This window comes from Flavobacterium sp. (genome assembly GCF_027482425.1).
GTDB lineage: Bacteria > Bacteroidota > Bacteroidia > Flavobacteriales > Flavobacteriaceae > Flavobacterium.
Map to the genome: position 1 here is coordinate 1 of NZ_JAIXWA010000046.1, position 21,991 is coordinate 21,991.

The 21,991-nt window shown below is 40.5% G+C and carries 17 protein-coding genes and 1 pseudogene; 2 read left to right on the plus strand and 16 right to left on the minus strand.

What is annotated here, in order from left to right; all coding sequences use genetic code 11:
* Window positions 1-274: 274 nt before the first annotated feature.
* From Q0037_RS06425 to fabG, 6 genes and pseudogenes are all read right to left on the minus strand, one after another.
* Window positions 275-3,283, minus strand: a pseudogene (locus tag Q0037_RS06425) (efflux RND transporter permease subunit); the annotation flags it as partial.
* A 59-nt stretch (window positions 3,284-3,342) separates the two neighbouring features.
* Window positions 3,343-4,740 carry a HAMP domain-containing sensor histidine kinase gene (locus tag Q0037_RS06430; protein WP_297516817.1) on the minus strand — a complete coding sequence of 466 codons (1,398 nt, stop codon included), beginning with the start codon at window positions 4,738-4,740 and terminating at the stop codon, window positions 3,343-3,345.
* Window positions 4,715-5,605, minus strand: coding sequence for a cation diffusion facilitator family transporter (locus Q0037_RS06435; RefSeq protein ID WP_297516818.1), 891 nt, complete (start codon window positions 5,603-5,605; stop codon window positions 4,715-4,717). Before Q0037_RS06435 ends, Q0037_RS06430 begins: the two co-directional genes overlap by 26 nt.
* Window positions 5,602-6,267 carry a response regulator transcription factor gene (locus Q0037_RS06440; protein WP_297516840.1) on the minus strand — a complete coding sequence of 222 codons (666 nt, stop codon included), beginning with the start codon at window positions 6,265-6,267 and terminating at the stop codon, window positions 5,602-5,604. Before Q0037_RS06440 ends, Q0037_RS06435 begins: the two co-directional genes overlap by 4 nt.
* A 132-nt stretch (window positions 6,268-6,399) precedes the next feature.
* Entirely contained in the window at window positions 6,400-8,436 is a 2,037-nt protein-coding gene (locus tag Q0037_RS06445) for a hypothetical protein (protein ID WP_297516819.1), read from the minus strand.
* 14 nt (window positions 8,437-8,450) lie between these two features.
* Window positions 8,451-9,197, minus strand: a complete 747-nt coding sequence (gene fabG / locus Q0037_RS06450) for a 3-oxoacyl-[acyl-carrier-protein] reductase (protein ID WP_297516821.1) — start codon at window positions 9,195-9,197, stop codon at window positions 8,451-8,453.
* 155 nt (window positions 9,198-9,352) lie between these two features.
* On the opposite strand from fabG, the gene Q0037_RS06455 reads away from it, so the two are divergent.
* Entirely contained in the window at window positions 9,353-10,531 is a 1,179-nt protein-coding gene (locus Q0037_RS06455; protein WP_297516822.1) for a cytochrome c peroxidase, read from the plus strand.
* Window positions 10,532-10,608: 77 nt separating this feature from the next.
* Here the strand turns inward: Q0037_RS06455 and sucD are convergent, their stop codons facing one another.
* From sucD to Q0037_RS06505, 10 genes are all read right to left on the minus strand, one after another.
* Window positions 10,609-11,481: a succinate--CoA ligase subunit alpha gene (gene sucD, locus Q0037_RS06460; protein WP_287782276.1), complete on the minus strand. Its 873-nt coding sequence runs from the start codon at window positions 11,479-11,481 to the stop codon at window positions 10,609-10,611.
* Between the two features lie 81 nt (window positions 11,482-11,562).
* Window positions 11,563-12,741 (minus strand): hypothetical protein, encoded by a 1,179-nt coding sequence (locus tag Q0037_RS06465; RefSeq protein ID WP_297516826.1) that lies wholly within the window; start codon window positions 12,739-12,741, stop codon window positions 11,563-11,565.
* The gene (locus Q0037_RS06470; RefSeq protein ID WP_297516828.1) at window positions 12,741-13,103 is read right to left on the minus strand and encodes a nuclear transport factor 2 family protein; all 363 of its coding nucleotides are present in this window, start codon (window positions 13,101-13,103) and stop codon (window positions 12,741-12,743) included. Before Q0037_RS06470 ends, Q0037_RS06465 begins: the two co-directional genes overlap by 1 nt.
* Complete coding sequence (locus Q0037_RS06475) at window positions 13,093-14,034, minus strand: UDP-3-O-(3-hydroxymyristoyl)glucosamine N-acyltransferase (protein WP_297516829.1); 942 nt, start codon at window positions 14,032-14,034, stop codon at window positions 13,093-13,095. The genes Q0037_RS06470 and Q0037_RS06475 overlap by 11 nt, the downstream gene beginning before the upstream one ends.
* Before the next feature lie 3 nt (window positions 14,035-14,037).
* Window positions 14,038-14,604: an elongation factor P gene (gene efp, locus Q0037_RS06480; protein ID WP_297516831.1), complete on the minus strand. Its 567-nt coding sequence runs from the start codon at window positions 14,602-14,604 to the stop codon at window positions 14,038-14,040.
* 37 nt (window positions 14,605-14,641) lie between these two features.
* Complete coding sequence (gene lpxA, locus Q0037_RS06485) at window positions 14,642-15,427, minus strand: acyl-ACP--UDP-N-acetylglucosamine O-acyltransferase (protein ID WP_073362287.1); 786 nt, start codon at window positions 15,425-15,427, stop codon at window positions 14,642-14,644.
* A gap of 3 nt (window positions 15,428-15,430) precedes the next feature.
* The gene (locus tag Q0037_RS06490) at window positions 15,431-16,819 is read right to left on the minus strand and encodes a bifunctional UDP-3-O-[3-hydroxymyristoyl] N-acetylglucosamine deacetylase/3-hydroxyacyl-ACP dehydratase (RefSeq protein WP_297516833.1); all 1,389 of its coding nucleotides are present in this window, start codon (window positions 16,817-16,819) and stop codon (window positions 15,431-15,433) included.
* Between the two features lie 20 nt (window positions 16,820-16,839).
* Window positions 16,840-17,859 (minus strand): UDP-3-O-(3-hydroxymyristoyl)glucosamine N-acyltransferase, encoded by a 1,020-nt coding sequence (lpxD, locus tag Q0037_RS06495; protein ID WP_297516834.1) that lies wholly within the window; start codon window positions 17,857-17,859, stop codon window positions 16,840-16,842.
* Between the two features lie 37 nt (window positions 17,860-17,896).
* Window positions 17,897-19,129: an HD domain-containing protein gene (locus tag Q0037_RS06500; RefSeq protein ID WP_297516835.1), complete on the minus strand. Its 1,233-nt coding sequence runs from the start codon at window positions 19,127-19,129 to the stop codon at window positions 17,897-17,899.
* A gap of 156 nt (window positions 19,130-19,285) precedes the next feature.
* Window positions 19,286-21,262: a dehydrogenase E1 component subunit alpha/beta gene (locus Q0037_RS06505; protein WP_297516836.1), complete on the minus strand. Its 1,977-nt coding sequence runs from the start codon at window positions 21,260-21,262 to the stop codon at window positions 19,286-19,288.
* A gap of 450 nt (window positions 21,263-21,712) precedes the next feature.
* Here Q0037_RS06505 and Q0037_RS06510 point away from each other — a divergent pair.
* Window positions 21,713-21,991: 2-oxoglutarate and iron-dependent oxygenase domain-containing protein (locus Q0037_RS06510; protein ID WP_297516838.1), on the plus strand; the 279-nt coding region annotated here is incomplete at its 3' end.

The following is a 21,991-nucleotide window of genomic DNA, read 5'->3' on the forward strand; positions in this document are numbered from 1 at the left end:
AGCGGGCCGCACGTCAAGGGGCGATGCGCCGGGCGGGCAGGGGCTTCCCTGTCCTGGGCGCGCTGCTCTTGCTGGTGGCCCAGGCCCTGGCGCCTGCCGCCGCGACGGAATCTGCCAGGCCCAAGGCCGCCAAGGCCTCCCATGCGGGCAAAGGTGCCCACGCGGCTCACGGCGGCAAGGCCAAGGGCACGCAGCGCGCCGATCTGGCGCCCGCCGCGCAGAAGGCCGTCGAGGAGCGCACCCCCATCGAGGACGAGCCGACGCACGATCTGTCGCCCGCCGAACTCGAGATGGCCATAGGTAAAAATCCTAATGCAGCCGCGGCGGCGGTCAACAAAACAGGGCGCAATCGATCGGAAGTTCCTTTTAAAATTAAAGTATTGATGTCTTGCATTCCTTCTTTTTTGAGTTCTTTAAAATGTTCAATCAAAACTATACCGTTAAGCACCGCGATTCCAAACAAGGCAATAAAACCTACTCCTGCAGAAATACTAAACGGCAAATCGCGCAGAAACAAAAACAGGATCCCCCCTACCGCCGACAAAGGAATGGCTGAATAGACCATCAAAGCTTCACGCACTGATTGAAATGCAAAAAACAACAAGACAAAAATGAGGAACAAAGCGATGGGAACCGCTATCATCAATCGGGCTTCGGCACTTTTTAGATTTTCAAATTGTCCCCCATAGGTAATATAATACCCGGCGGGCAATTTAATTTTATCTTGAATTATTTTCTGGATATCATCGACGACACTTTGCATATCGCGGTTGCGCACATTGATCCCCACGACAATGCGGCGGTGCGTGTTGTCACGCGATATCTTTGCCGGACCTTCTGTGTATTCAATTTTTGCCAATTGAAAAAGAGGAATCTGTTCTCCTTGGGGTGTGTTCACATAAAGGTTACGCAAATCATCAATACTTTGACGGTTTTCTTGATCCAAACGAATAACTAAATCAAACCGTTTTTCACCTTCAAAAACAGTCCCCACACTTTTGCCAGCAAATCCCAACGAAATCATGTCGTTTAGGGCTTCAATATTCATTCCGTAGCGCGCTATTTTGGCCCGATCATATTCCACGGACATTTGAGGTAAGCCTTCCGTTTTTTCAACAATAATATCGGAAGCGCCTTCCACATTTTTAATGGCATTTTTGATCGCATTCGCACGTTCAGCCAAAACATCCAAATCTTCTCCAAAAATTTTTATGGCTACATCACTACGTGTTCCCGAAATTAACTCGTTGAACCGCATTTCAATAGGCTGTGTAAATTCAATTTCGATATTCGGAATGTGTTGTTCAACAGCCGTTTTTATCTTGTCCGCTAATTCGTCTTTTGTCGATGCCGAGATCCATTCGCTTCTGGGTTTTAACTTTACAATCACATCACTTTCCTCCATGCTCATCGGGTCGGTTGGTACTTCGGCGGCACCGATACGGCTCACCACTTGTTCAACCTCAGGAAATTTCTTGAGAATTGTATTTTCAATTTCGGTGGTAATGGCAATGGTTTTTGATAACGAAGTTCCTGTTTTTAGTACTGGTTGTATTACAAAATCGCCTTCATCCAAGGTGGGTATGAACTCTCCTCCCATCGTTGTAAAAAGTCCGAGGGTCATTACCAGCAACGCTCCAGCCCCATACAACACTTTTTTGGTATTGTCGAGCGCCCATCGAATCGTCGGTTCATACCACGAATTTAATCGGTGAATCAAGCGAACGGCAAAAGTGTCTCTGGATTCTTCTTCTGGTTTCAAAACCAAAGAAGCGACCACGGGAACATAGGTAAAACAAAACAACATGGCCCCAATCAAGGCAAAACTGAAAGTCATCGCCATGGGTTTGAACATTTTACCTTCTACGCCAGATAAGGATAAAATGGGGATAAAAACAATAAGGATAATCAACTGTCCGAAAACAGCAGAATTCATCATTTTGGAGGCGCTTTTGAAGGTAATTGCATCCACTTGAAGTTGCTGTTCTTCCTTTGTTAAATGTTTTAAATGCTTGGCTTTATGGGTGATTTGAAATGCGATAAACTCTACGATAATGACCGCACCATCGATGATGATTCCAAAATCGATAGCACCTAAACTCATCAAATTGGCATCGATATCAAAAACATTCATAAAAGAAATGGCAAACAACAAACAAAGTGGGATGACCGAAGCGACGACCAAACCCGAGCGCCAATTTCCTAATAAAAGTACCACGACAAAGATGACAATCAAACACCCCAAAATAAGGTTTTCGGCCACTGTAAAAGTGGTTTTTCCAACCAACTCAGAACGTTCAATGACGGGATTGATGTACACGCCTTGCGGCAATGATTGCTGTAAGGTTGCGATTCGTGTTTTTACTTCGTGAATCACCTGCTTGGAGTTGCCTCCTTTCAGCATCATGATTTGACCCATCACCTTCTCCCCTTGCCCATTACCCGTTATGGCTCCGAAGCGATGAGCGTGACCGAAGCGAACTTGCGCTACATTTTTGACATAAATTGGCACCCCATTTTTGTTGGAAACTACAATGTTACCAATATCATCGAGGGATTTTACTTTGCCTTCACCCCGAATAAAATAACTTTGATTTACCTTTTCAATATAGGCGCCTCCTGCTACACTATTATTTAGAGATAAGGCGTTAAACACCTCCGAAGTAGCAATATTCATCGCTTTGAGTTTGCCCGGATTGATGGCGACTTCATATTGTTTTAAAAACCCACCCCACGTATTGATTTCGACTACCCCTTTAATCCCTGACAATTGCCTTTTGACCATCCAATCCTGAATGGTGCGCAAGTCGGAGGCATCGTATAAATCTTTATATCCGGGTTTAACTTCAAGCGTGTATTGATAAATTTCTCCCAATCCAGTCGTTATAGGTCCCATCTGAGGGGTGCCAAAACCTGGAGGAATCTTTTCAGAAGCGGCAATAATCTTCTCAGCGATTAACTGACGTGGAAGATACGTTCCCATATCGTCTTCAAATACGATGGTTACCACAGAAAGTCCGAACTTCGAAACAGAACGAATCTCTTTCACTCCGGGTAAATTAGCCATTTCAATCTCGACTGGATAGGTAATAAACTGTTCGATATCTTGTGTCGATAAATTTCGGGACGTAGTAATGACTTGCACTTGATTGTTGGTGACATCGGGTACGGCACCGATAGAAATTTGAAAGACAGAATGTATACCAAAACCGACGATGATCGCAGTAAAAAGTAAAACGATAAGTTTATTTTTTAAACTAAAAGCTATGAGTCTTTGTAGCATAATTCATCTTTTGCTCTACAAAGGTAGCAGAACCCTCATAGAAATAAATTAAGAACGGCTTAATTTTCGGTTGGAAAAAATAAGAAAATCGAGGTGCCTCCTCTCTCTTTGGAGTCGAGTGAAATTTGAATACCCAAAAGTTCACACAAACGACTGACAATCGACAAACCCAGTCCGTGTCCCTTGATTTCGGGTTGATCTTGGGCGGCTTTACTGCGGTAAAACGGTTGAAAAACGGTTGCCCATTCGGTTGGATTAATACCCATTCCTTGATCTTTGAGGCACAGTAGCGTTCCGTTGAACTGCGATTGAATGGTGACTTCAATCGTGCTTTTTGCAGGAGAATACTTTAAGGCATTGGATACCAAATTGTGGAGGATTATAGTTAGAAAATAACGGTCACTAGCCACTTCAAAAATGTCGGTAAACGACTCTTTGATTTGGATTTGTTTGTCCATAATTTTGGCGTCAAAATGTGTCCAACACGAACTGATAATTTCGTTTAAAACAAGAGGTTCTACCGTAACAGATTGCTTTTGATTCTCCAAACGTGCTAAAACCAATAATTGTTCAATCATCGAATTAATTCGGTCGACTTCGGCAATGCAATGGGTAATTTTATGATTGTATTCTTCAACCGATCGGGGTTTTCGTTGTAATACTTCCAAGGTGCCGCGAATTACTGCTAAAGGAGTTCGCAATTCATGAGAGGCATCGGAAGTAAATTGTTTTTCGCGTTCGACCGCTTGTTCAATGCGATCCAAAAGTGCATTAATGGTTTCGGTAAGGGTAAATATTTCATCCCGATTTGCCGGAGGAGTGATTCGTGATTTTAAGTTGTCGCGGGTAATCATTCGAGCCGTCGAAATCACGTTTTGAATGGGACGGATACTCCTGCCAGCAATGGAGCGCGCGATGAGAAATAAAATCAAAAGAATGGTGGGGTACGCCAATACCAAAATGACAAACAAATTGTGAAGCACCGACAAGCCATCGACCAAAGACATGGCGATAATCAGATAGCCTATTTTTTTACCCTTTTCGTAGAGCGGTACTTGGATTTGCCGAATTTGATTGCCTTCCAGCTGACAGTCATACAGGGATTTGTCCTCATATTCGGAATGAATTCTTAACGTATGTTTTTTAAGATTCGGTGATTTTTCAAAAACTTTCCCTAAGGTATCGGAAAATTGTATGAATACAGGATTTACATCCAAAGTATTGTGCTCGCGTTCCCGCCATTCTTCTTCATGTTCAATGGTGATAATGCCTTGTTTTACAGAAATTTCCGAAAGGTGTTTTTTGACCTCGGTTTGTATATCACGATCCAGGTCATGGTAGACTGAGATTTTTACGATACTATAGACCGCCATAAACGCCACAAAGACCAGAATGGCTGTAGTTAGAATAAAATAGAATGCAATACGGTTTTTAAGTGTTCCAGCGAATTTCATCATGGGGTTCGATATGAATTAAAATATGTCCCAATTGCGGTAAGTTTTCTCGAAGCGCGTCTTTTAAGGAGTGTGCCAAATCGTGACCTTCTTTCACCGTCAAATTTCCATCGACTACTGCATGAAGATCGACATGGTATTTCATGCCCGCTTTTCGAATAAAGCATTTTTCGGTGGTGATAATTCCTGGAACAAGAAGGGCTTTACGTCGAATTTCATCCACCAAATCATCATACAAATGTTCGTCCATAATTTCCCCCAAAGCGGGACGAAAAATGCGGTAACTGTTGTAGACAATAAAAATCGAGGCCAATAGTGCCGCCCAATCATCGGCAGCTTCATACCCAGGCCCCATGGAGAGTGCAATAGCAATACCCGCAAAAGCTGCTAGCGACGTCAAAGCATCACTGCGATGGTGCCATGCATCGGCTTTTAAGGAAGAACTATGAATTTGTTTGCTTTTTTGGTTCACAATACGGTAAGAAACTTCTTTCCATAGGATAATTCCACCTAAAATGATTAAGGTAAAAGGATGGGGCAATGCATGAGGATGTTGAATGTTTTGAATGCTTTCATGCGCGATGAATGCTGCGGATACCACCAAAAAAACGACCACCAAAAAGGTTACTAAAGGTTCGATTCTTCCATGTCCATAGGGATGGTTGGCATCGGCTGGACGATTAGCATATTTAATTCCTAACAAGACCAAAAGTGAAGCAAAAATATCGGTTGTAGACTCGATTGCATCGGCAATGAGCGCATACGAATTCCCTAGAATGCCACTGATTGCTTTAAGTAGCGCCAACAGTACATTTCCAATAATGCTGAAATAAGTAGTCTTAACGGCTATGTCAGTTGATTTATTCATAGTTCTTCGGCCATATACCCTACTCCACGAACGGTTTTTAAATAGTCGCTGTCTTTGGTGAGTTGCAATTTTTTTCGAATGGCATTCATAAACACATCAATTACACCAGAATCGTATTCAAAATGGATATGCCAAACTTGTTCAATAATTTGATTTCGGGTGCAAACTTTTCCCTTATTTTTTACCAAAAAAAGCAGTAACTCAAATTCACGCTGGGTTAGTGTAATTTCTTCATCATTTCGAAAAACTTTATAACGGTGGGGTTCCAACCGAAAAGGACCTAAGATAAAAACCTCAGTAGCTTGGGCATTCCTAAAATGAACCTTAATTCGTTCTAGCAATTCTTCAAAACTAAACGGTTTTTTGATATAATCGTTGGCGCCTGCTTGGAGTCCTTCTATCGTTTCTTGCACCGTATCTTTGGCTGTCAAAAATAAAATAGGAGTTTCGGAATCCTTGGTTCGTATGGTTTTACACAACTCCAACCCATTCATTTTGGGTAGCATCCAATCCAATAAAAACAAATCAAACTTGCTATCATGCACCTTTTTTAATCCTTGCTCCCCATCGATAGCGTGAGCTACTTGAAAACCTTCCTCTTCGAGCCCTTGCTGAATAAAGTCTGCGATGCCTTGTTCGTCTTCAACCAACAAAATTTTCATGGCTTTTTTTTGTAAAGGTAACATAGGTCAAAAGTTTGCGGTGAAACGGTTGTCCTAAATTAAGCAAATATTAAGGGAATCGATAGAAAATATTTTGCAAATAAATTTGCTTAAAAAGTTTGAATATAATTATTAAAGCATCCCGTTATACTTTCGAATGAACCATTCGGCAGCTAATAATCCAGTAATCAAAAGTAACAACCAGGTCCATTCGATCAAAGGCGATTTGACTACTTGTTCCTTTTGGATGGACTGATAATTAGGGTCGGCAATCAATTTTCCAATCAATTGATCGACTTTATTGGGAACGTAGACCGCTCCTTGCGTATGTTGTGCCAATTGCTTCAGTTGGTCCATGTTGGGATTTACAAACTGTTTTTCAATATCAAAGTCCAAGACTTCAAACGCTCCACTATAACTTGTGTTGGTATTTAATTCCCGAACGGTGAACGTATATTTTCCAGGCGATAAACCTTCTAGGTCCACTTTATAATACTGGTTGGACAACAATAAATCGTATTGTTTTTTTTGTTGGTTCTGTTTGTTTACCAATGCAATACTCAAACGTGCTTTGGCATCAAATTCATAATTTTTATTGAAAAATTGCGCTGTAATTTCTAGCGGATCCCCCGAATTATAAAACCGTTCGTGATTGACCAACAACGATTTTCTAGCATCATTTGAGGCAAGATACTGAATTGTTTTGTCCAAAAACTGGTCAAATGGTTCAAACGATTGTTTGGCGACAAAGACATGAGCACGCCATTTCCAAATGTTTTCACCAAGGAGTATGGCACTTCGTTGTCCTTCATTTTCTGTGAAAAACCATAACGGATCACCGGTTCCTATGGTACGTATGCGCGACTCCAAAACCGGTTGGACGCTCGAACTTATGGATACATTGCCAAAAGGATTCTCTAAAGGAGGAAATTGTTCAAATCCGATATCCTCCGAAGCAAAGATTGAAAAATCCGAACGATACAACGCTTGATAATCCTCTTTTTGATTAGACATTTTAAAGGTAGCCCCTTTTTGCATTTGATTTAAAAAACCAAAATCGGTATGATTTCCAGTGATAATAAACGTATTCAATCGCCGGTTTTTATTGGCTTCCCAAACCGATTTAAAACGAGCCGTGGGTTGGTACAATAGTAAAATATTGTATTTCTGTAAATCACTTGCATTCTGAGGCTTAAGCAAGGTTACTTTTCGTTGTGCATTCGATTCAATACTGCGTTTTAATACGCCAAGGTCGGGATGCTCTATTTCTGAAATCAAAGCGACTTCTGTTCGTTGATCGATAACTTCCACCGCAAAACGTTGGGTATTATTGTAGGTGTTTTTCTCCTTTTCATTCGAGGAAATGTTCGCCGAATACGTTTGTACTCCAAGCGCATTCGCTGGCAGTAAAGAATTAACAACTTGGGCGCGTTTGTCAGTAGAAAATCGTAGCGTTTGACGATATACTACAGAAGCGCCATTTCGTATCGAAAAAGTAGCTTGAAAGGTCTTTGTACCGTTATAATTGACAAAAACTTCTACTGGAAATTGATTTTTGTAAAATGCATACTTATTGGCATTTACTTTGGCAATACGTAAGTCCAAATACTGAGTTGTATCGCCCATGACCACAGGAAAAACCTTATGATCGGACTGAAAACCAAAAACATAATCACTACCTGACGTTTGATTCCCGTCGGTGAGTACAATAGATGTATACGGTAAATTTTTATACAAATTATGTACGGTAGGTCCGATTACATCCAAGCGGGAGGCTTTTCCCTTGTAGGTAAGACTACTGTCGTCAAAAAAAGAGCGGCATTCAGTATCGACATAAAACGATTGAATGTCAAATTTGTCTTGCAAACGCGAATTGGACGTAATTTTTTTCCAAACTTCTTTTGAGGTTTCTTTAGCGCCTAATTCATTGATAGAAGACGAATTATCCACGACAACAGCTAGAGGAGGTTTTTGAATTTGCAATGTTGATCGTCGAATAATCGGATTAATCAGTAAAAGGAGTAACCCAAAAATGGCCAAAAAACGCAAAAAAGCCAAAACCTTCAACGTTAGGCTTAGGGTTTTAGCTTTATAAATATAATGAAAATACGACAAGCCACCCGCTACTATAAGCGCTAGCACAAGCCATAACAAGGTGTTTGTCGCCATATAAAGTACAAAAATTAGGTTAGCATCCCTCCATCTACATTAAGGACTTGTCCCGTGACATAAGCACTCATGTCGGAAGCTAAAAACAAACAAGCATTGGCTACGTCTTCTGGCGTACCGCCGCGTTTTAACGGAATAGAATCGCGCCAGCCTTGCACTACATCGGGATTTAATTTGGCCGTCATTTCGGTTTCAATAAAACCTGGCGCAATCGCATTGCAACGAATGTTTCGCGAACCGAGTTCCAAAGCAATCGATTTGGTGAATCCGATCATTCCCGCCTTGGACGCTGCATAATTCGCCTGACCCGCATTCCCTTTTACCCCAACCACACTACTCATGTTGACAATAGAACCGTTGCGGTTTTTCAACATAATTTTTTGAACGGCTTTGGTCATATTGAAAACGGATTTCAAATTGATTTCAATGACTTTGTCAAAATCCTCTTCGCTCATTCGCATCAGCAAATTGTCTTTGGTAATCCCAGCATTATTAATTAACACATCTACGGTACCAAAATCGGCAATCACTGCATCGACCAATTGTTGCGCTTCTTCAAAATTCCCTGCGTTCGATTGATAGCCTTTAGCTTTAACACCTTGAGCTAATAACTCTTTTTCCAATACCAAGGCTGATTCGGCAGAAGAACTGTATGTAAATGCCACATGGGCTCCTTGTTGTGCGAAAATTTTAGCAATTCCACTGCCAATACCACGGCTGGCTCCTGTTATAATTGCTACTTTACCCTCTAATAATTTCATATTCGTTTAATTTAATTATTCGATTTATAAAGTCCCAAATATAGGAACTATTTAGCGTTGGAAAAAATCTTTAACGCCGACTAAACCTTTTTGCACTATTCAAGTCTAAACAATGATTTACAGCTATTTTGCGTGAATCAACCAACCTAACCAATATGAAACAAATTATACTACCCTTGTTTGTTGGCTTCTTAATGCTTTCTTGTCAAAAAAGTGAGGATTACGTGGCTGTAGCTGACTATCCGACCGTAACAGCACTCTTTGGATCCAATCTAGATTTGGATAATTTAGCCAACTATGCCAATCAACCCATTCCTAGCTACATAACCAAGTCTAACGGACAGAATAATCCCATTACCAACAAAGGAGCCACCTTGGGTCGGGTTTTGTTTTACGACAAAAAGTTATCGTCCAACAATAGTATTTCTTGCGCCTCTTGTCACCAACAAGCGCATGCTTTTAGTGATGGGCTAGTAGCCAGTTCAGGCGTCAATGGTTTAACGGAACGTCATTCGATGCGATTAATCAATACGCGATTTTCGATTGAATCTAAATTTTTCTGGGATGAGCGCGCTGCGTCCCTCGAATCCCAAACTACCCAACCCATTCGTAATCATGGTGAAATGGGTTACAGTGGCACGAACGGTGATGAAGATTTTTCGGCCTTAATCAGTAAATTAAATGGACTGAGTTACTATCAAGAACTTTTTAAATTTGTGTACGGTTCTCCTGAAATTACCGAGGCAAAAATTCAAAATGCCCTTGCGCAATTCATCCGCAGTATTCAATCGTTTGACTCCAAATATGATCAAGGGCGCAATCTAGTAGCCAATGATGGTGTTCCTTTTCCCAATTTTACCAATCAAGAAAATATGGGGAAAAATTTATTTTTGATACCTCCGCAGTTTAATGCGCAAGGGGTTCGTACCGGCGGTGGATTAGGTTGTGCGGGCTGTCATGCGGCTCCTGAATTTGATATCGCACCCAACAGTGGTAACAATGGAATTATCGGAACACTTGCTGGAAGCGGCATTGACATTCATGTTACCCGCGCTCCTAGTTTACGCGATTTAGTAAAAACAGATGGAACAGTGAACGGCCCGATGATGCATACAGGAGTAATCACAACGCTTCAAGCGGCAATTGGGCATTATGGCACCATAAATTTGGCACCGGGTAATACCAACCTCGATCCCAAACTACGACCCAATGGATTTGGGCAACAACTTAACTTGAATCAGCAAGAGGTGAATGCGGTTATCGCTTTTATTCGAACGTTGAGTGGGACAAATGTCTACACGGATATGAAATGGTCGAATCCTTTTCCGAATTAAATTCAAAAGACAAATAGGAATTAAACAAAAAATCCCGCTCGATTACAGCGGGATTTTGTTTATGCAAGAATGGAGAATTAGCCCAATACTTCTTTTACTTTTTTACCAATTTCAGCAGGAGAATCCACCACATGAATGCCACATTCTCTCATGATGGCTTTTTTCGCGGCAGCGGTATCATCAGAACCACCGACAATTGCTCCAGCGTGTCCCATGGTACGTCCTTTGGGAGCCGTTTCACCAGCGATGAATCCTACAACGGGTTTGCGATTGCCGTCGGCTTTAATCCAACGAGCAGCGTCGCCTTCTAACTGACCACCGATTTCACCAATCATAATGATACATTCGGTTTCTGGGTCATTCATCAACAATTCAACCGCTTCTTTAGTGGTGGTTCCAATAATTGGATCACCTCCAATACCAATCGCAGTAGTGATACCATACCCTTGACGAACTACTTGATCAGCGGCTTCATAGGTTAACGTTCCCGACTTAGAAACGATACCCACATTTCCTTTTTTGAAAACGAAACCAGGCATAATACCCACTTTTGCTTCTTCAGGAGTAATTACCCCAGGACAGTTGGGTCCGATTAAACGACATGATCTATTTTTGATGTAGTCATAAGCTTTCATCATATCAGCTACAGGAATACCTTCTGTTATGGCAATGATTACTTTGATACCAGCATCAGCCGCTTCCATAATCGCATCAGCAGCAAAAGCAGGTGGAACAAAAATAATCGAAGTATCAGCTCCAGCTTGGTCTACAGCATCTTTAACCGTATTAAAAACAGGGCGGTCCAAATGGGTAGTTCCTCCTTTACCTGGAGTTACACCACCGACCACATTGGTGCCGTATTCAATCATTTGAGACGCGTGAAAAGTACCTTCACTACCGGTAAAACCTTGAACGATTATTTTTGAATTTTTATTGACTAAAACACTCATGACAGTTATTTATATGTTTGTTAAAAGGTGTCACAAAAATAGGAAAACAGATTCAGAATAGGATGCACTATTCATAGAATTTTATCGTTTTTTTTGCAAATTTTCAATATACTCGTTTTGTAATTGATAACCCATTTTTATCCAATCGGATTCTTGTGCTGTAAAAGGATAAGTTGTTAAATACCATTGACCTTTAGAATTGGGATACTGTTCTTGATAAGCTTCTACAAATGAATGCAATATATAATTGTCATTCGGTAATACAAGATGAAGTTCGCGTTTACACCAGCGCATTGGACTCACAACCCATCGATTCTTGTTTTCGATTTTTCGTTGGTATAAGAAAGGGATTAAAGGATTTGGACAGTCATTGGGCTTTTCAAAAACAATAAAGATTGATGTGCCTTTTCCACTATACACATCAAAGGAGAAATATCGATTATAGTAGCCGAAAATTCCAAAAATGGGCAATATCCAAAAACAGAGGACAAAAAAAATCTGCTTTTTTAACTCCAACTGCCATGGATTGGCAAAATATCTCATTTTTGGGGAAAGGCATCCTTGCGCATTGATGAATAACAAAGTTAAATTCCATGGTACAACCACTTCATTGGAAAATAAACCTATTGGTGACAGCCCTAGAATAATCAGCAAATGCATTATGACTAGACCTCGAAACGCCCAAAGACGTGTTCGTTGAAACAACAATCCCACACCCAATAGGATTTCAATCAATCCGACTAGTAATCCCGCATAATGAAAAATTAAAAAGAAGAAATCTGAGGACGTAATCCCAAAGAGTTTTTTTAAAAAATAAGGATCCCAAACCGTATTCAAAAATGCACCATTGATTTTATGGAGTCCACTAAACAAGTATAGCGCTGCTAAGAGAAGTAAGCAACGGATCCAAAACTGTTCACTAGTTTTTGAGAAAAATTGTATCACGACAATTGATAAAAAGAAATAGGTATAAGGTTGCCAAAACACAAAATCCCAACCCCATGACAGTACGATTATCCCTATCCACAATCCCAATCCTAATTTCCAAAGCGGTTTCCACAATAAAACAAGAGTTAGTAGAATACCAATACTATATAAAATTAGAGGCGTTTCTTCTTGAAGTTTTTTGGTAAATGAAAAAACGGAAAGCGTAGGAAAAAGTCGATCTGATGTCCACGCTTTATATAGAAAAAATTGAGTTAAAAGATGCGCCAAAAGAGTGCAACGAACGATACCTATGGCCCGAAACGCACTGTGCATTATCCAAATTGACTCATTTGATAGCCGCGATACAATTTTTGATCTTTTACTTCCCAAATCACAAAGAAATTGGCCAACAACATTTCTTCACGCGGATTTTCAATTGTTTTTACGAAATGGGAATACCGCACCGACACAAAATTACCTTCTTGAATGATGTGGGAAATTCGAATCTTGGAACGCACATAGGCCCGATTCAATTCTTCACTTAAGTTGAGTACATCTTCAGCATCCATCTGAACAAATCCTTTGGTGCTGTTCCATTCGATAATTAATTCGGGATGCAAAAACTGTTTTACTGCATCGCGATGCAATAAAACGTCTGATTTGTATAAGTCTAAAACTAAATCTTTAGGTTGCATTATTCCGGTTTTTATTTAACAATTCAGGCAAACGTTTGACGTAGGCCATTTGTTTTAATTTTTCGCGTGATTCTTCTGCGGGCGTGCCAAAGTAGGTAATTCCACCGGCTACTGATTTTGTCACCCCTGATTGCGCTAGAATGACGGCTTTGGTTCCTATAGTAATCCCACTATTAGTGCCCACTTGCCCCCAAATAGTGACTTCGTCTTCAATCACTACACAACCGGCAATACCTGTTTGGGCTGCAATGAGACATTTTTTTCCGATTATGGTATCGTGTGCCACGTGGATTTGATTGTCCAAAATAGAGCCTTCCCCAATAGTTGTATCACCTGTAACACCACGATCAATCGTACACAAAGCACCAATACCTACATGATCTTCTATAACAACACGACCTCCAGACAGTAATTGATCAAATCCTTCGGGACGTTTTTTATAATAAAATGCATCAGCACCCAGCACTGTTCCGGCTTGGATAATAACGTTATCGCCAATTTGCGTATGATCGTAAATGGATACGTTGGAATGGATAATACAATTTTTTCCTATGCGAACGTGATTTCCAATAAAACAGTTCGGTTGAATAATGGTACCCTCTCCGATCTCAGCCGATAAGGAAACGGCCGATTGTGCTGCTACAAAAGGGCGAAAGTAACGTGTGAGTTTATTAAAATCCCGAAACGGATCATCTGAAATCAATAACGCTTTTCCTTCTGGACAAGGTACTTCTTTATTTATCAGTACGATGGTAGCAGCCGACTGCAACGCTTTGTCATAATACTTCGGATGGTCAACAAAAACGATATCACCTGGCGTCACGACATGAATTTCATTCATCCCTTCCACAGGAAAATCATCGGCTCCCACATATTGGGAATCGATGATGGCTGCAATTTCTTTCAACGTATGCCTTTGCGGGAACTTCATGTGTTATTCTTTTACCCGTTCCAAATAATCTCCTGTAGCAGTATCAATTTTAATTTTATCCCCTTCATTGATAAACAAAGGAACATTGACATTGGCCCCCGTTTCAACAGTCGCAGGTTTGGTCGCATTGGTCGCTGTATTTCCTTTCACACCCGGTTCGGCATAGGTTACTTCTAACACGATAGAAACAGGCATGTCTACCGACAGCGGCATATCGGTTTCGGTGTTAATTTGTACCATTACATTGGTTCCCTCCTTCAAAAATTGAGGCGCATCCAATACATCCTTATTCAATGTAATTTGTTCATAGGATTCAGTATTCATAAAATGGTAATCGTTGCCTTCGTTGTATAGGTACTGAAACGTATGGGTTTCTACTCGAACCACATCGATTTTATGACCCGCAGAAAACGTATTGTCCAATACTTTTCCAGTAGTTAATGATTTTAATTTAGTACGCACGAAAGCGGGGCCTTTTCCAGGTTTCACATGAAGAAACTCAATAATTTTGTAAATGTCGTGATTGAATTTGATACAAAGTCCGTTACGAATATCTGCCGTAGATGCCATTATTGTTTTTTTTAAAATTTAAAATTTAGTTTGTTTTTTAATACGTTCCAGAATACCCTTTCATAATACCGCGGGAAGAATTACGAATAAAATCTAAGATCTCATCGCGCTCGGGTGAAGCAGCCATTTCGGCTTCAATAATCCCGACGGCTTGTGAGGTATTGTAATTTTTTTGGTATAAAATGCGGTAAATGTCTTGAATTTCGCGAATCTTTTCGGTTGAAAATCCACGACGGCGCAAGCCTACCGAATTAATCCCCACATACGATAAAGGTTCTTTTGCCGCTTTGGTGTAGGGCGGAACATCCTTTCGCACCAAAGAACCGCCAGAAATCATAGCATGTTCACCGATATGGATAAATTGGTGAATCGCAGCCAATCCACCGATAATGGCAAAATTACCCACGACTACGTGTCCCGCAAGGGCAACACCGTTTACAATGATCACATTATCACCAATATGACAATCATGCGCTACGTGTGCTGTGGCCATAATCAAACAGTTGCTTCCAATTTTGGTTTGTCCCGAAGCGATGGTTCCTCTATTGATGGTCACAAATTCTCGGACCGTTGTATTGTCTCCGATAATGGCTAGTGAATCTTCCCCTCCAAATTTCAAATCTTGAGGTACAGCAGCAATTACGGCACCAGGGAAAATATTACAATTCTTTCCGATGCGAGCCCCTTCCATGATGGTCACGTTGGAGCCAATCCAAGTTCCTTCGCCGATTTCGACGTTGTTATGAATTGTGGTAAATGGCTCGATTACTACATTCTTAGCAATCTTTGCACCCGGATGCACATAAGCTAGCGGTTGATTCATAGTTTATTGGTTTTTGACGATTTGTGCCATAAGTTCCGCTTCTGCGACCAAACGCCCATTGGCATAAGCGTTGGCTTGCATATGGCAAATTCCACGACGGATGGGCGAAATCAAATCACATTTAAAAATTAACGTATCTCCAGGCAAAACTTTGTGCTTGAACTTTACGTTGTCGATTTTCATAAAATAGGTAAGGTAATTTTCAGGATCGGGAACAGAGCTTAAAATCAAAATCCCTCCTGTTTGCGCCATCGCTTCCACAATCAAAACGCCTGGCATAACAGGTGCTCCGGGGAAATGACCTACAAAAAAGTCCTCATTCATTGTCACATTTTTCAATCCAACCACATGGGATTCAGACATTTCGATGATTTTATCTACCAACAAAAAAGGCGGACGATGGGGCAACATTTTCATGATTTTGGTCACATCCATCAACGGTTCTTTGTTCAAATCATAGGTTGGCACATGATTGCGTTGCTCTATCTTAATGATTTTAGAAAGTTTTTTGGCAAATTGCGTATTGACGAAATGTCCGGGTTTGTTGGCAATCACTTTCCCTTTGATACGGCAACCGATCAAGGCCAAATCCCCAATAACGTCTAGCAATTTGTGACGTGCCGCTTCATTGGGGTGATGCAATGTAAGGTTGTCTAAAATACCGTTGGGTTTAACCGAAATATTTTCTTTTCCAAAAGCCTTCTTCAGGTTCTCCATGGTTTTTTCGGAAATTTCTTTGTCAACATAGACGATGGCATTGTTCAAATCCCCTCCTTTAATGAGTCCGTTGTCCAAAAGCGTTTCCAACTCATGTAAAAAGCTAAAGGTACGTGCACTAGCAATTTCTGCTTTAAAATTGAACATGCTCTTTAACGTTGCGTTTTGGGTCCCCAATACTTTGGTGCCAAAATCAACCATAGCAGTCACTTGATAATCATCGGCAGGCATCACAATGATTTCGCTACCCGTACTTTCATCGATATACGAAATCACTTCTTTCACCACATAACAATACCGCTCAGCCTCTTGCTCAACGATACCCGCTTTTTCAATCGCTTCTACAAAATATTTCGAAGAACCATCCATAATGGGCGGCTCCGACTCATTTAATTCAATAATCACATTATCCAAATCACACCCAACACAAGCCGCTAAGACATGCTCTGACGTTTGAATCTTTACGCCCAATTTTTCAAGATTGGTCCCGCGCTGGGTATTCACTACATAATTAGCGTCGGCTTCAATAACTGGCGACCCTTCCAAATCCACACGTACAAAAGTAAATCCATTGTTGACAGGTGCTGGCTTTAACGTCATGGTCACTTCTTTTCCTGTGTGAAGCCCAACACCCGTAAGGGTTATTTCTGATTGAATGGTTTTTTGTTTAACCATAATGCTTGTATTAATTCTGTTTAGCTTAGTTTTTTCTTGAGATTGTCCAAATCGGCCACAATTTTGGGAAGATTACGGAAATGAACATACGATTTATTCCAATCGCCATAATTGAAAGCAGGACTTCCTTGAATCGTTTCGCCATCGGGAATGCTTTTTCCGATACCCGACTGCGCTTGAATCCGCACATTATTTCCAACCGTGATATGGCCTACTATACCAACTTGCCCACCAATCATACAGTTTTTACCAATTTTGGTTGAACCCGCAATTCCGGTTTGCGAGGCAATTACAGTATTTTCGCCAATTTCAACATTATGGGCAATTTGAATCTGGTTATCAAGTTTTACGCCTTTACGAATGATGGTAGAGCCAAGGGTCGCGCGATCGATAGTTGTACACGCTCCTACTTCTACATGATCTTCTAAAATCACATTACCGATTTGAGGAATTTTGCTGAAGGTACCGTCTTCTGAAGGCGCAAAACCAAATCCATCCGAACCGATGATAACTCCGGAGTGGATGGTACAATGGTTGCCAATTTCAGTTTCAGAGTAAACTCGAACACCGGCAAACAAAATACAATTATCACCGATAACCACATTGTCCCCTATAAATGAATTGGGATAAATTTTGACATTGTTTCCAATTTTCACATTTTTTCCAATGTAACAAAAGCTTCCCAAGTAAAGATGATCGCCATAGGTAACGCCCTCTGAAATGACGGTGGGTTGTTCAATACCCGATTTCATCAACTTTACTTGATTGTAATATTCTAAGAGTTTGGAAAAAGACTTGTAGGCATCCTCCACTTTTATCAAGGTAGTGGTAATGGGCTGTTCAGGCTCAAACGTGTGATTCACAATCGTGATGGACGCTTGAGTGGTGTAGATAAAATTTTGGTATTTTGGATTGGCTAAAAAAGACAAAGAGCCTGCTGTCCCCTCCTCTATTTTGGCCAATTTATAGACTTCAATCTGTGGATTTCCAACCACTTCTCCGCCTAAAATACCCGCTATTTGTTCTGCTGTAAATTTCATTCCGACAAAAATATAAAATTTAACAAAATAAGCTGTTTTATCCCAGTAATACTTTCGGATAACACACAAAATACTTAGTGACAGCTTTCGATAAGGCTTTTACTTGTAAGGGTTCCGAAGTATCTTCCAACACTTCCACGGAACGGTCTTTTTTGATGATTCGTATAGGCACACTTTCTTTGTTGTACGCGATGTTTTTTAACTTCCCTTTGAAAACAAAGTAATCCGAATCTTTGTCCGTAATTGGATAATGTTCTAGTAATTGGGACTTTAACAATTGGATTTTTGTGGTTGCGGGCTTTTCTTCAGCCATATCAATCTTCAATAATTCACGATTGACAATCATTTTACACAATTCAGCCAACACAAAATCAGAAGAAAATTGCCAAGATTTAATAGCCCCCATCACATCGTAATCATCCAACAAGGCAAATTGGGTCAGCGCTTCCCCATCAAAATCGGTTCGAAGCACTTTATTTTGAAGAAAAAATTGCAACGGTGCGCTACAGGGAAGTACGTTTCCCTTTTGGGTGAGTTCTTTGGCTCTTTTTAAAATTTTTGTCAAAATCAACTCTGCCACAACCGATGTTTTATGCAAATAGGCCTGCCAATACATCAGACGGCGTGCCATGAGAAACTTTTCTACCGAATACACCCCTTTTTCTTCTATCACCAAATGATCGTCAGCGACATTCATCATTTGAATCAAACGGTCACTGTTGATGTTCCCTTCGGCCACTCCACTGTAAAAACTATCGCGCTTGAGGTAATCCATTCGATCCATATCCAACTGACTAGAAATCAATTGGAGCATAAATTTTCGATGGTAATCCCCTTTAAAAATTTGAATCGCCAAATCAAGTTGCCCCTTAAAATGTCGATTTAACGCTTGCATAAATTGCAAAGAAATCTCCTCATGCTGAATTCCCTCCACAATACTGTGTTCCATGGCATGAGAAAAAGGACCATGACCAATATCGTGCAATAAAATAGCAATGTATAAGGCATTTTCTTCCTCTTCGGTAAAATGAACTCCTTTAAATTTTAGCGTTTCCACTGCCTTTTGCATGATGTGCATGCATCCCAACGCATGGTGAAAACGAGTATGATGCGCCCCTGGATAGACGAGATACGACAATCCCATTTGCGAAATTCGACGAAGACGCTGAAAAAAAGGATGCTGAATTAAGTCGAAAATAAGTGAATTGGGTATGGTGATGAAACCGTAAATCGGGTCGTTGAATATTTTGAGCTTGTTGGTCGAATTCACAAAATAAAGATTAGGGTACAAATATAGTCGAAATCATAGAAAACGCAAGGCTCCTCATGGTGGAAACCCGATGTAAGCTTACTGTTTTAGCGCTCCGTCTAATTTGTTTAAAAAATGCCCAATGAATTTACATCGGGCATTTGTATAATTTTTAAACTAGTAAGCTAACAACTGAAAGAGTTCTTTTTCAAATCGTTCCTTGGGTAAATACTGATCTTCCAAGGTTTTCATAAATGGTATTGCGGTTTCCAAACTTCCTACACGAACAACAGGCGCATCCAAATACGCAAACGCTTGCTCCATAATTAAGGCAGAAATGTCACTTGCAACACCCCCAAACAACGTATCTTCTTGTAAAATAATGGCTCTGCTGGTTTTTTTAACCGATTGTAAAATTGCTTCTGTATCCAACGGTTGCAGCGTGCGTAAATCCAATAAATCGGCACGAACTTCGGGGTGTTTATCCAACAATTCTAAGGCCCAATGCACTCCAGCACCAAACGAAATAATAGTCACTTGATCGCCTTCACGAAGTAAAGAAGCCTTTCCAAAAGGTAACGTATAATACCCTTTGGGCACCTCTTGGTAAATACTTCGATACAATAATTTATGCTCAAAATACATCACTGGATTAGGGTCATTGATGGCTGTAATTAAAAGTCCTTTGGCATCAAAAGGAAATGCAGGATAAACCACCTTGAGTCCTGGAGTTTTGGTAAACCAAGCTTCATTGGTTTGGGAGTGAAACGGCCCCGCTTGGGTACCGCCACCACAGGGCATACGCACCACGACATCCGACTTTTCGCCCCAACGGTAGCGCTGTTTGGCCAACAAATTGACGATGGGATTAAAACCTGTTGAAACGAAATCGGCAAACTGCATTTCGACAATTGCTTTGTATCCGTTGATGGAGAGTCCATTGGCGGCTGATACGATAGCACTTTCACAAATAGGTGTATTTCGAACGCGCTCTTTGCCAAACTGTGCCACAAAACCATCGGTGATTTTGAAAGCACCTCCATATTCGGCAATATCTTGGCCCATTATGACCAAATTAGGATGTTGTTGCATCGCCTCGCGCAAAGCACTAGAAATAGCATCAATTACACGAATATTTTCAGTTTCATTTGATGGGCTTACTTCTTGATAATCAAATGATTCATAAACATCATTTAATTCTTCATTTAAATCAGCTATAAAGTCAGGTTCGGCTTGTGTAATCGCCCAATGCGCATCGATCTCTTGTTTTATTTCAGCCCGAAAAGCGTCGTCTTGTTCCTCAGTCAAAATCCCTTCATTTTTTAGAAAGGTTTGATAATTGGAAATCGGATCTTTGATGGCCCACATATCCATCAATTCTTGAGGAACATATTTGGTGCCACTCGCTTCCTCATGACCGCGCATGCGAAAGGTTTTAAACTCCAATAATACAGGACGCGGATTTTCCTGCATTGAAGCTTTAAGTTCGGCGATTTTAGTGTAAACTTCTAAAATGTTATTACCGTCAATAATATGGCTTTCCATTCCGTAACCTACGCCTTTATCGGCGAGATTTTCGCAACGATATTGCTCGTTTGTAGGAGTTGACAAACCGTATCCATTATTTTCAATGACGAATAAAACAGGGAGTTCCCAAACGGCAGCCACGTTTAAAGCTTCGTGAAAATCCCCTTCCGAAGTGGCTCCTTCTCCCGTAAATACAGCGGTAACTTTGCCGTTTTTCTTCAAAGAATTGGCTAATGCAATACCATCGGCGACGCCCATCTGTGGACCCAAATGCGAGATCATTCCGATGATCTTATATTCTTGTGTTCCAAAGTGAAAGCTGCGATCACGTCCTTTGGTAAACCCCGATTTTTTACCTTGCCATTGTGAAAAAAGTTTGTGTAAAGGAATGTCTCTGCCTGTAAAGACTCCGAGATTACGGTGCATCGGCAATATATATTCATCTTTATCTAAAGCGGCTGTGATTCCAACAGCAATAGCTTCTTGTCCAATTCCTGAAAACCATTTGGACACTTTTCCTTGGCGAAGAAGAATGAGCATTTTCTCCTCAATGAGTCTTGGTTTTAATAACCTTTTATAAAGATCCAACAAGACTTCGTCGGATAAATTATGGCGATTGAAAATCATGATATATTTTTGTGGTTTGTGATGCCAAATGTACTAAAACGTTATAGGATTTCAAGGCGTTTTTACATAAAAAAAGCACACTCAATTGTATGCTTTTCATTCGCTTTTATGCAAGTAAGAATCTACGATTTAACAAATCGTTTTACGACCTTTTGTTTTTTAAGGTGCATAACATCATAAAGTTATAGTTTCTAGCTTAAAACCAATGATTAATTTTAATAAAAAATGAAAGGGAATTCATCACTTTTTAAAGCTAATTTAGGTTCGCTGAAATTAAAATTAGACCCTGGAAATCTTGCTAATTAGAATCCTTGATGAACCGCCAAGTTATATCGATAAAAGAGCCAAAAGTGTGTTGCTAACTTTCGCACACAACTAAATAAAAAACTGTACATTTGTGATAGCGCTTTGATTTTTCAGCGTTTAAGTTATTAATAAAAAAGGTTTAGTATGCAACAAATTCCAAGTGTTGACTTACGTGATTTCCTGTCGGATGATCCGGCACGTAAACAAAAATTTGTAAATGAAATCGGCAAAGCCTACGAAGAAATCGGATTCGTAGCATTAAAAGGTCATTTTCTAGATGATCAATTGGTGGGTGAATTGTATGACGAAGTGCGGAACTTCTTTAATCTCCCATTGGAAACCAAAGGAAAATATGAGATTCCAGGCATTGGAGGGCAACGTGGTTATGTATCTTTTGGAAAAGAACATGCCAAAGGTCGATCG

Bases quoted from the DNA above. Each gene is read 5' to 3' on its own strand.
- Q0037_RS06505 (WP_297516836.1), bottom strand. From the start codon at position 21,262: ATGATTTTCAATCGCCATAATTTATCCGACGAAGTCTTGTTGGATCTT.
- lpxA (WP_073362287.1), bottom strand. From the start codon at position 15,427: ATGAATCAACCGCTAGCTTATGTGCATCCGGGTGCAAAGATTGCTAAG.
- Q0037_RS06440 (WP_297516840.1), bottom strand. From the start codon at position 6,267: ATGAAAATTTTGTTGGTTGAAGACGAACAAGGCATCGCAGACTTTATT.
- Q0037_RS06490 (WP_297516833.1), bottom strand. From the start codon at position 16,819: ATGGTTAAACAAAAAACCATTCAATCAGAAATAACCCTTACGGGTGTT.
- efp (WP_297516831.1), bottom strand. From the start codon at position 14,604: ATGGCATCTACGGCAGATATTCGTAACGGACTTTGTATCAAATTCAAT.
- sucD (WP_287782276.1), bottom strand. From the start codon at position 11,481: ATGAGTGTTTTAGTCAATAAAAATTCAAAAATAATCGTTCAAGGTTTT.
- Q0037_RS06435 (WP_297516818.1), bottom strand. From the start codon at position 5,605: ATGAATAAATCAACTGACATAGCCGTTAAGACTACTTATTTCAGCATT.
- Q0037_RS06430 (WP_297516817.1), bottom strand. From the start codon at position 4,740: ATGATGAAATTCGCTGGAACACTTAAAAACCGTATTGCATTCTATTTT.
- Q0037_RS06445 (WP_297516819.1), bottom strand. From the start codon at position 8,436: ATGGCGACAAACACCTTGTTATGGCTTGTGCTAGCGCTTATAGTAGCG.
- Q0037_RS06470 (WP_297516828.1), bottom strand. From the start codon at position 13,103: ATGCAACCTAAAGATTTAGTTTTAGACTTATACAAATCAGACGTTTTA.
- fabG (WP_297516821.1), bottom strand. From the start codon at position 9,197: ATGAAATTATTAGAGGGTAAAGTAGCAATTATAACAGGAGCCAGCCGT.
- Q0037_RS06475 (WP_297516829.1), bottom strand. From the start codon at position 14,034: ATGAAGTTCCCGCAAAGGCATACGTTGAAAGAAATTGCAGCCATCATC.
- Q0037_RS06455 (WP_297516822.1), top strand. From the start codon at position 9,353: ATGAAACAAATTATACTACCCTTGTTTGTTGGCTTCTTAATGCTTTCT.
- Q0037_RS06465 (WP_297516826.1), bottom strand. From the start codon at position 12,741: ATGCACAGTGCGTTTCGGGCCATAGGTATCGTTCGTTGCACTCTTTTG.
- lpxD (WP_297516834.1), bottom strand. From the start codon at position 17,859: ATGAAATTTACAGCAGAACAAATAGCGGGTATTTTAGGCGGAGAAGTG.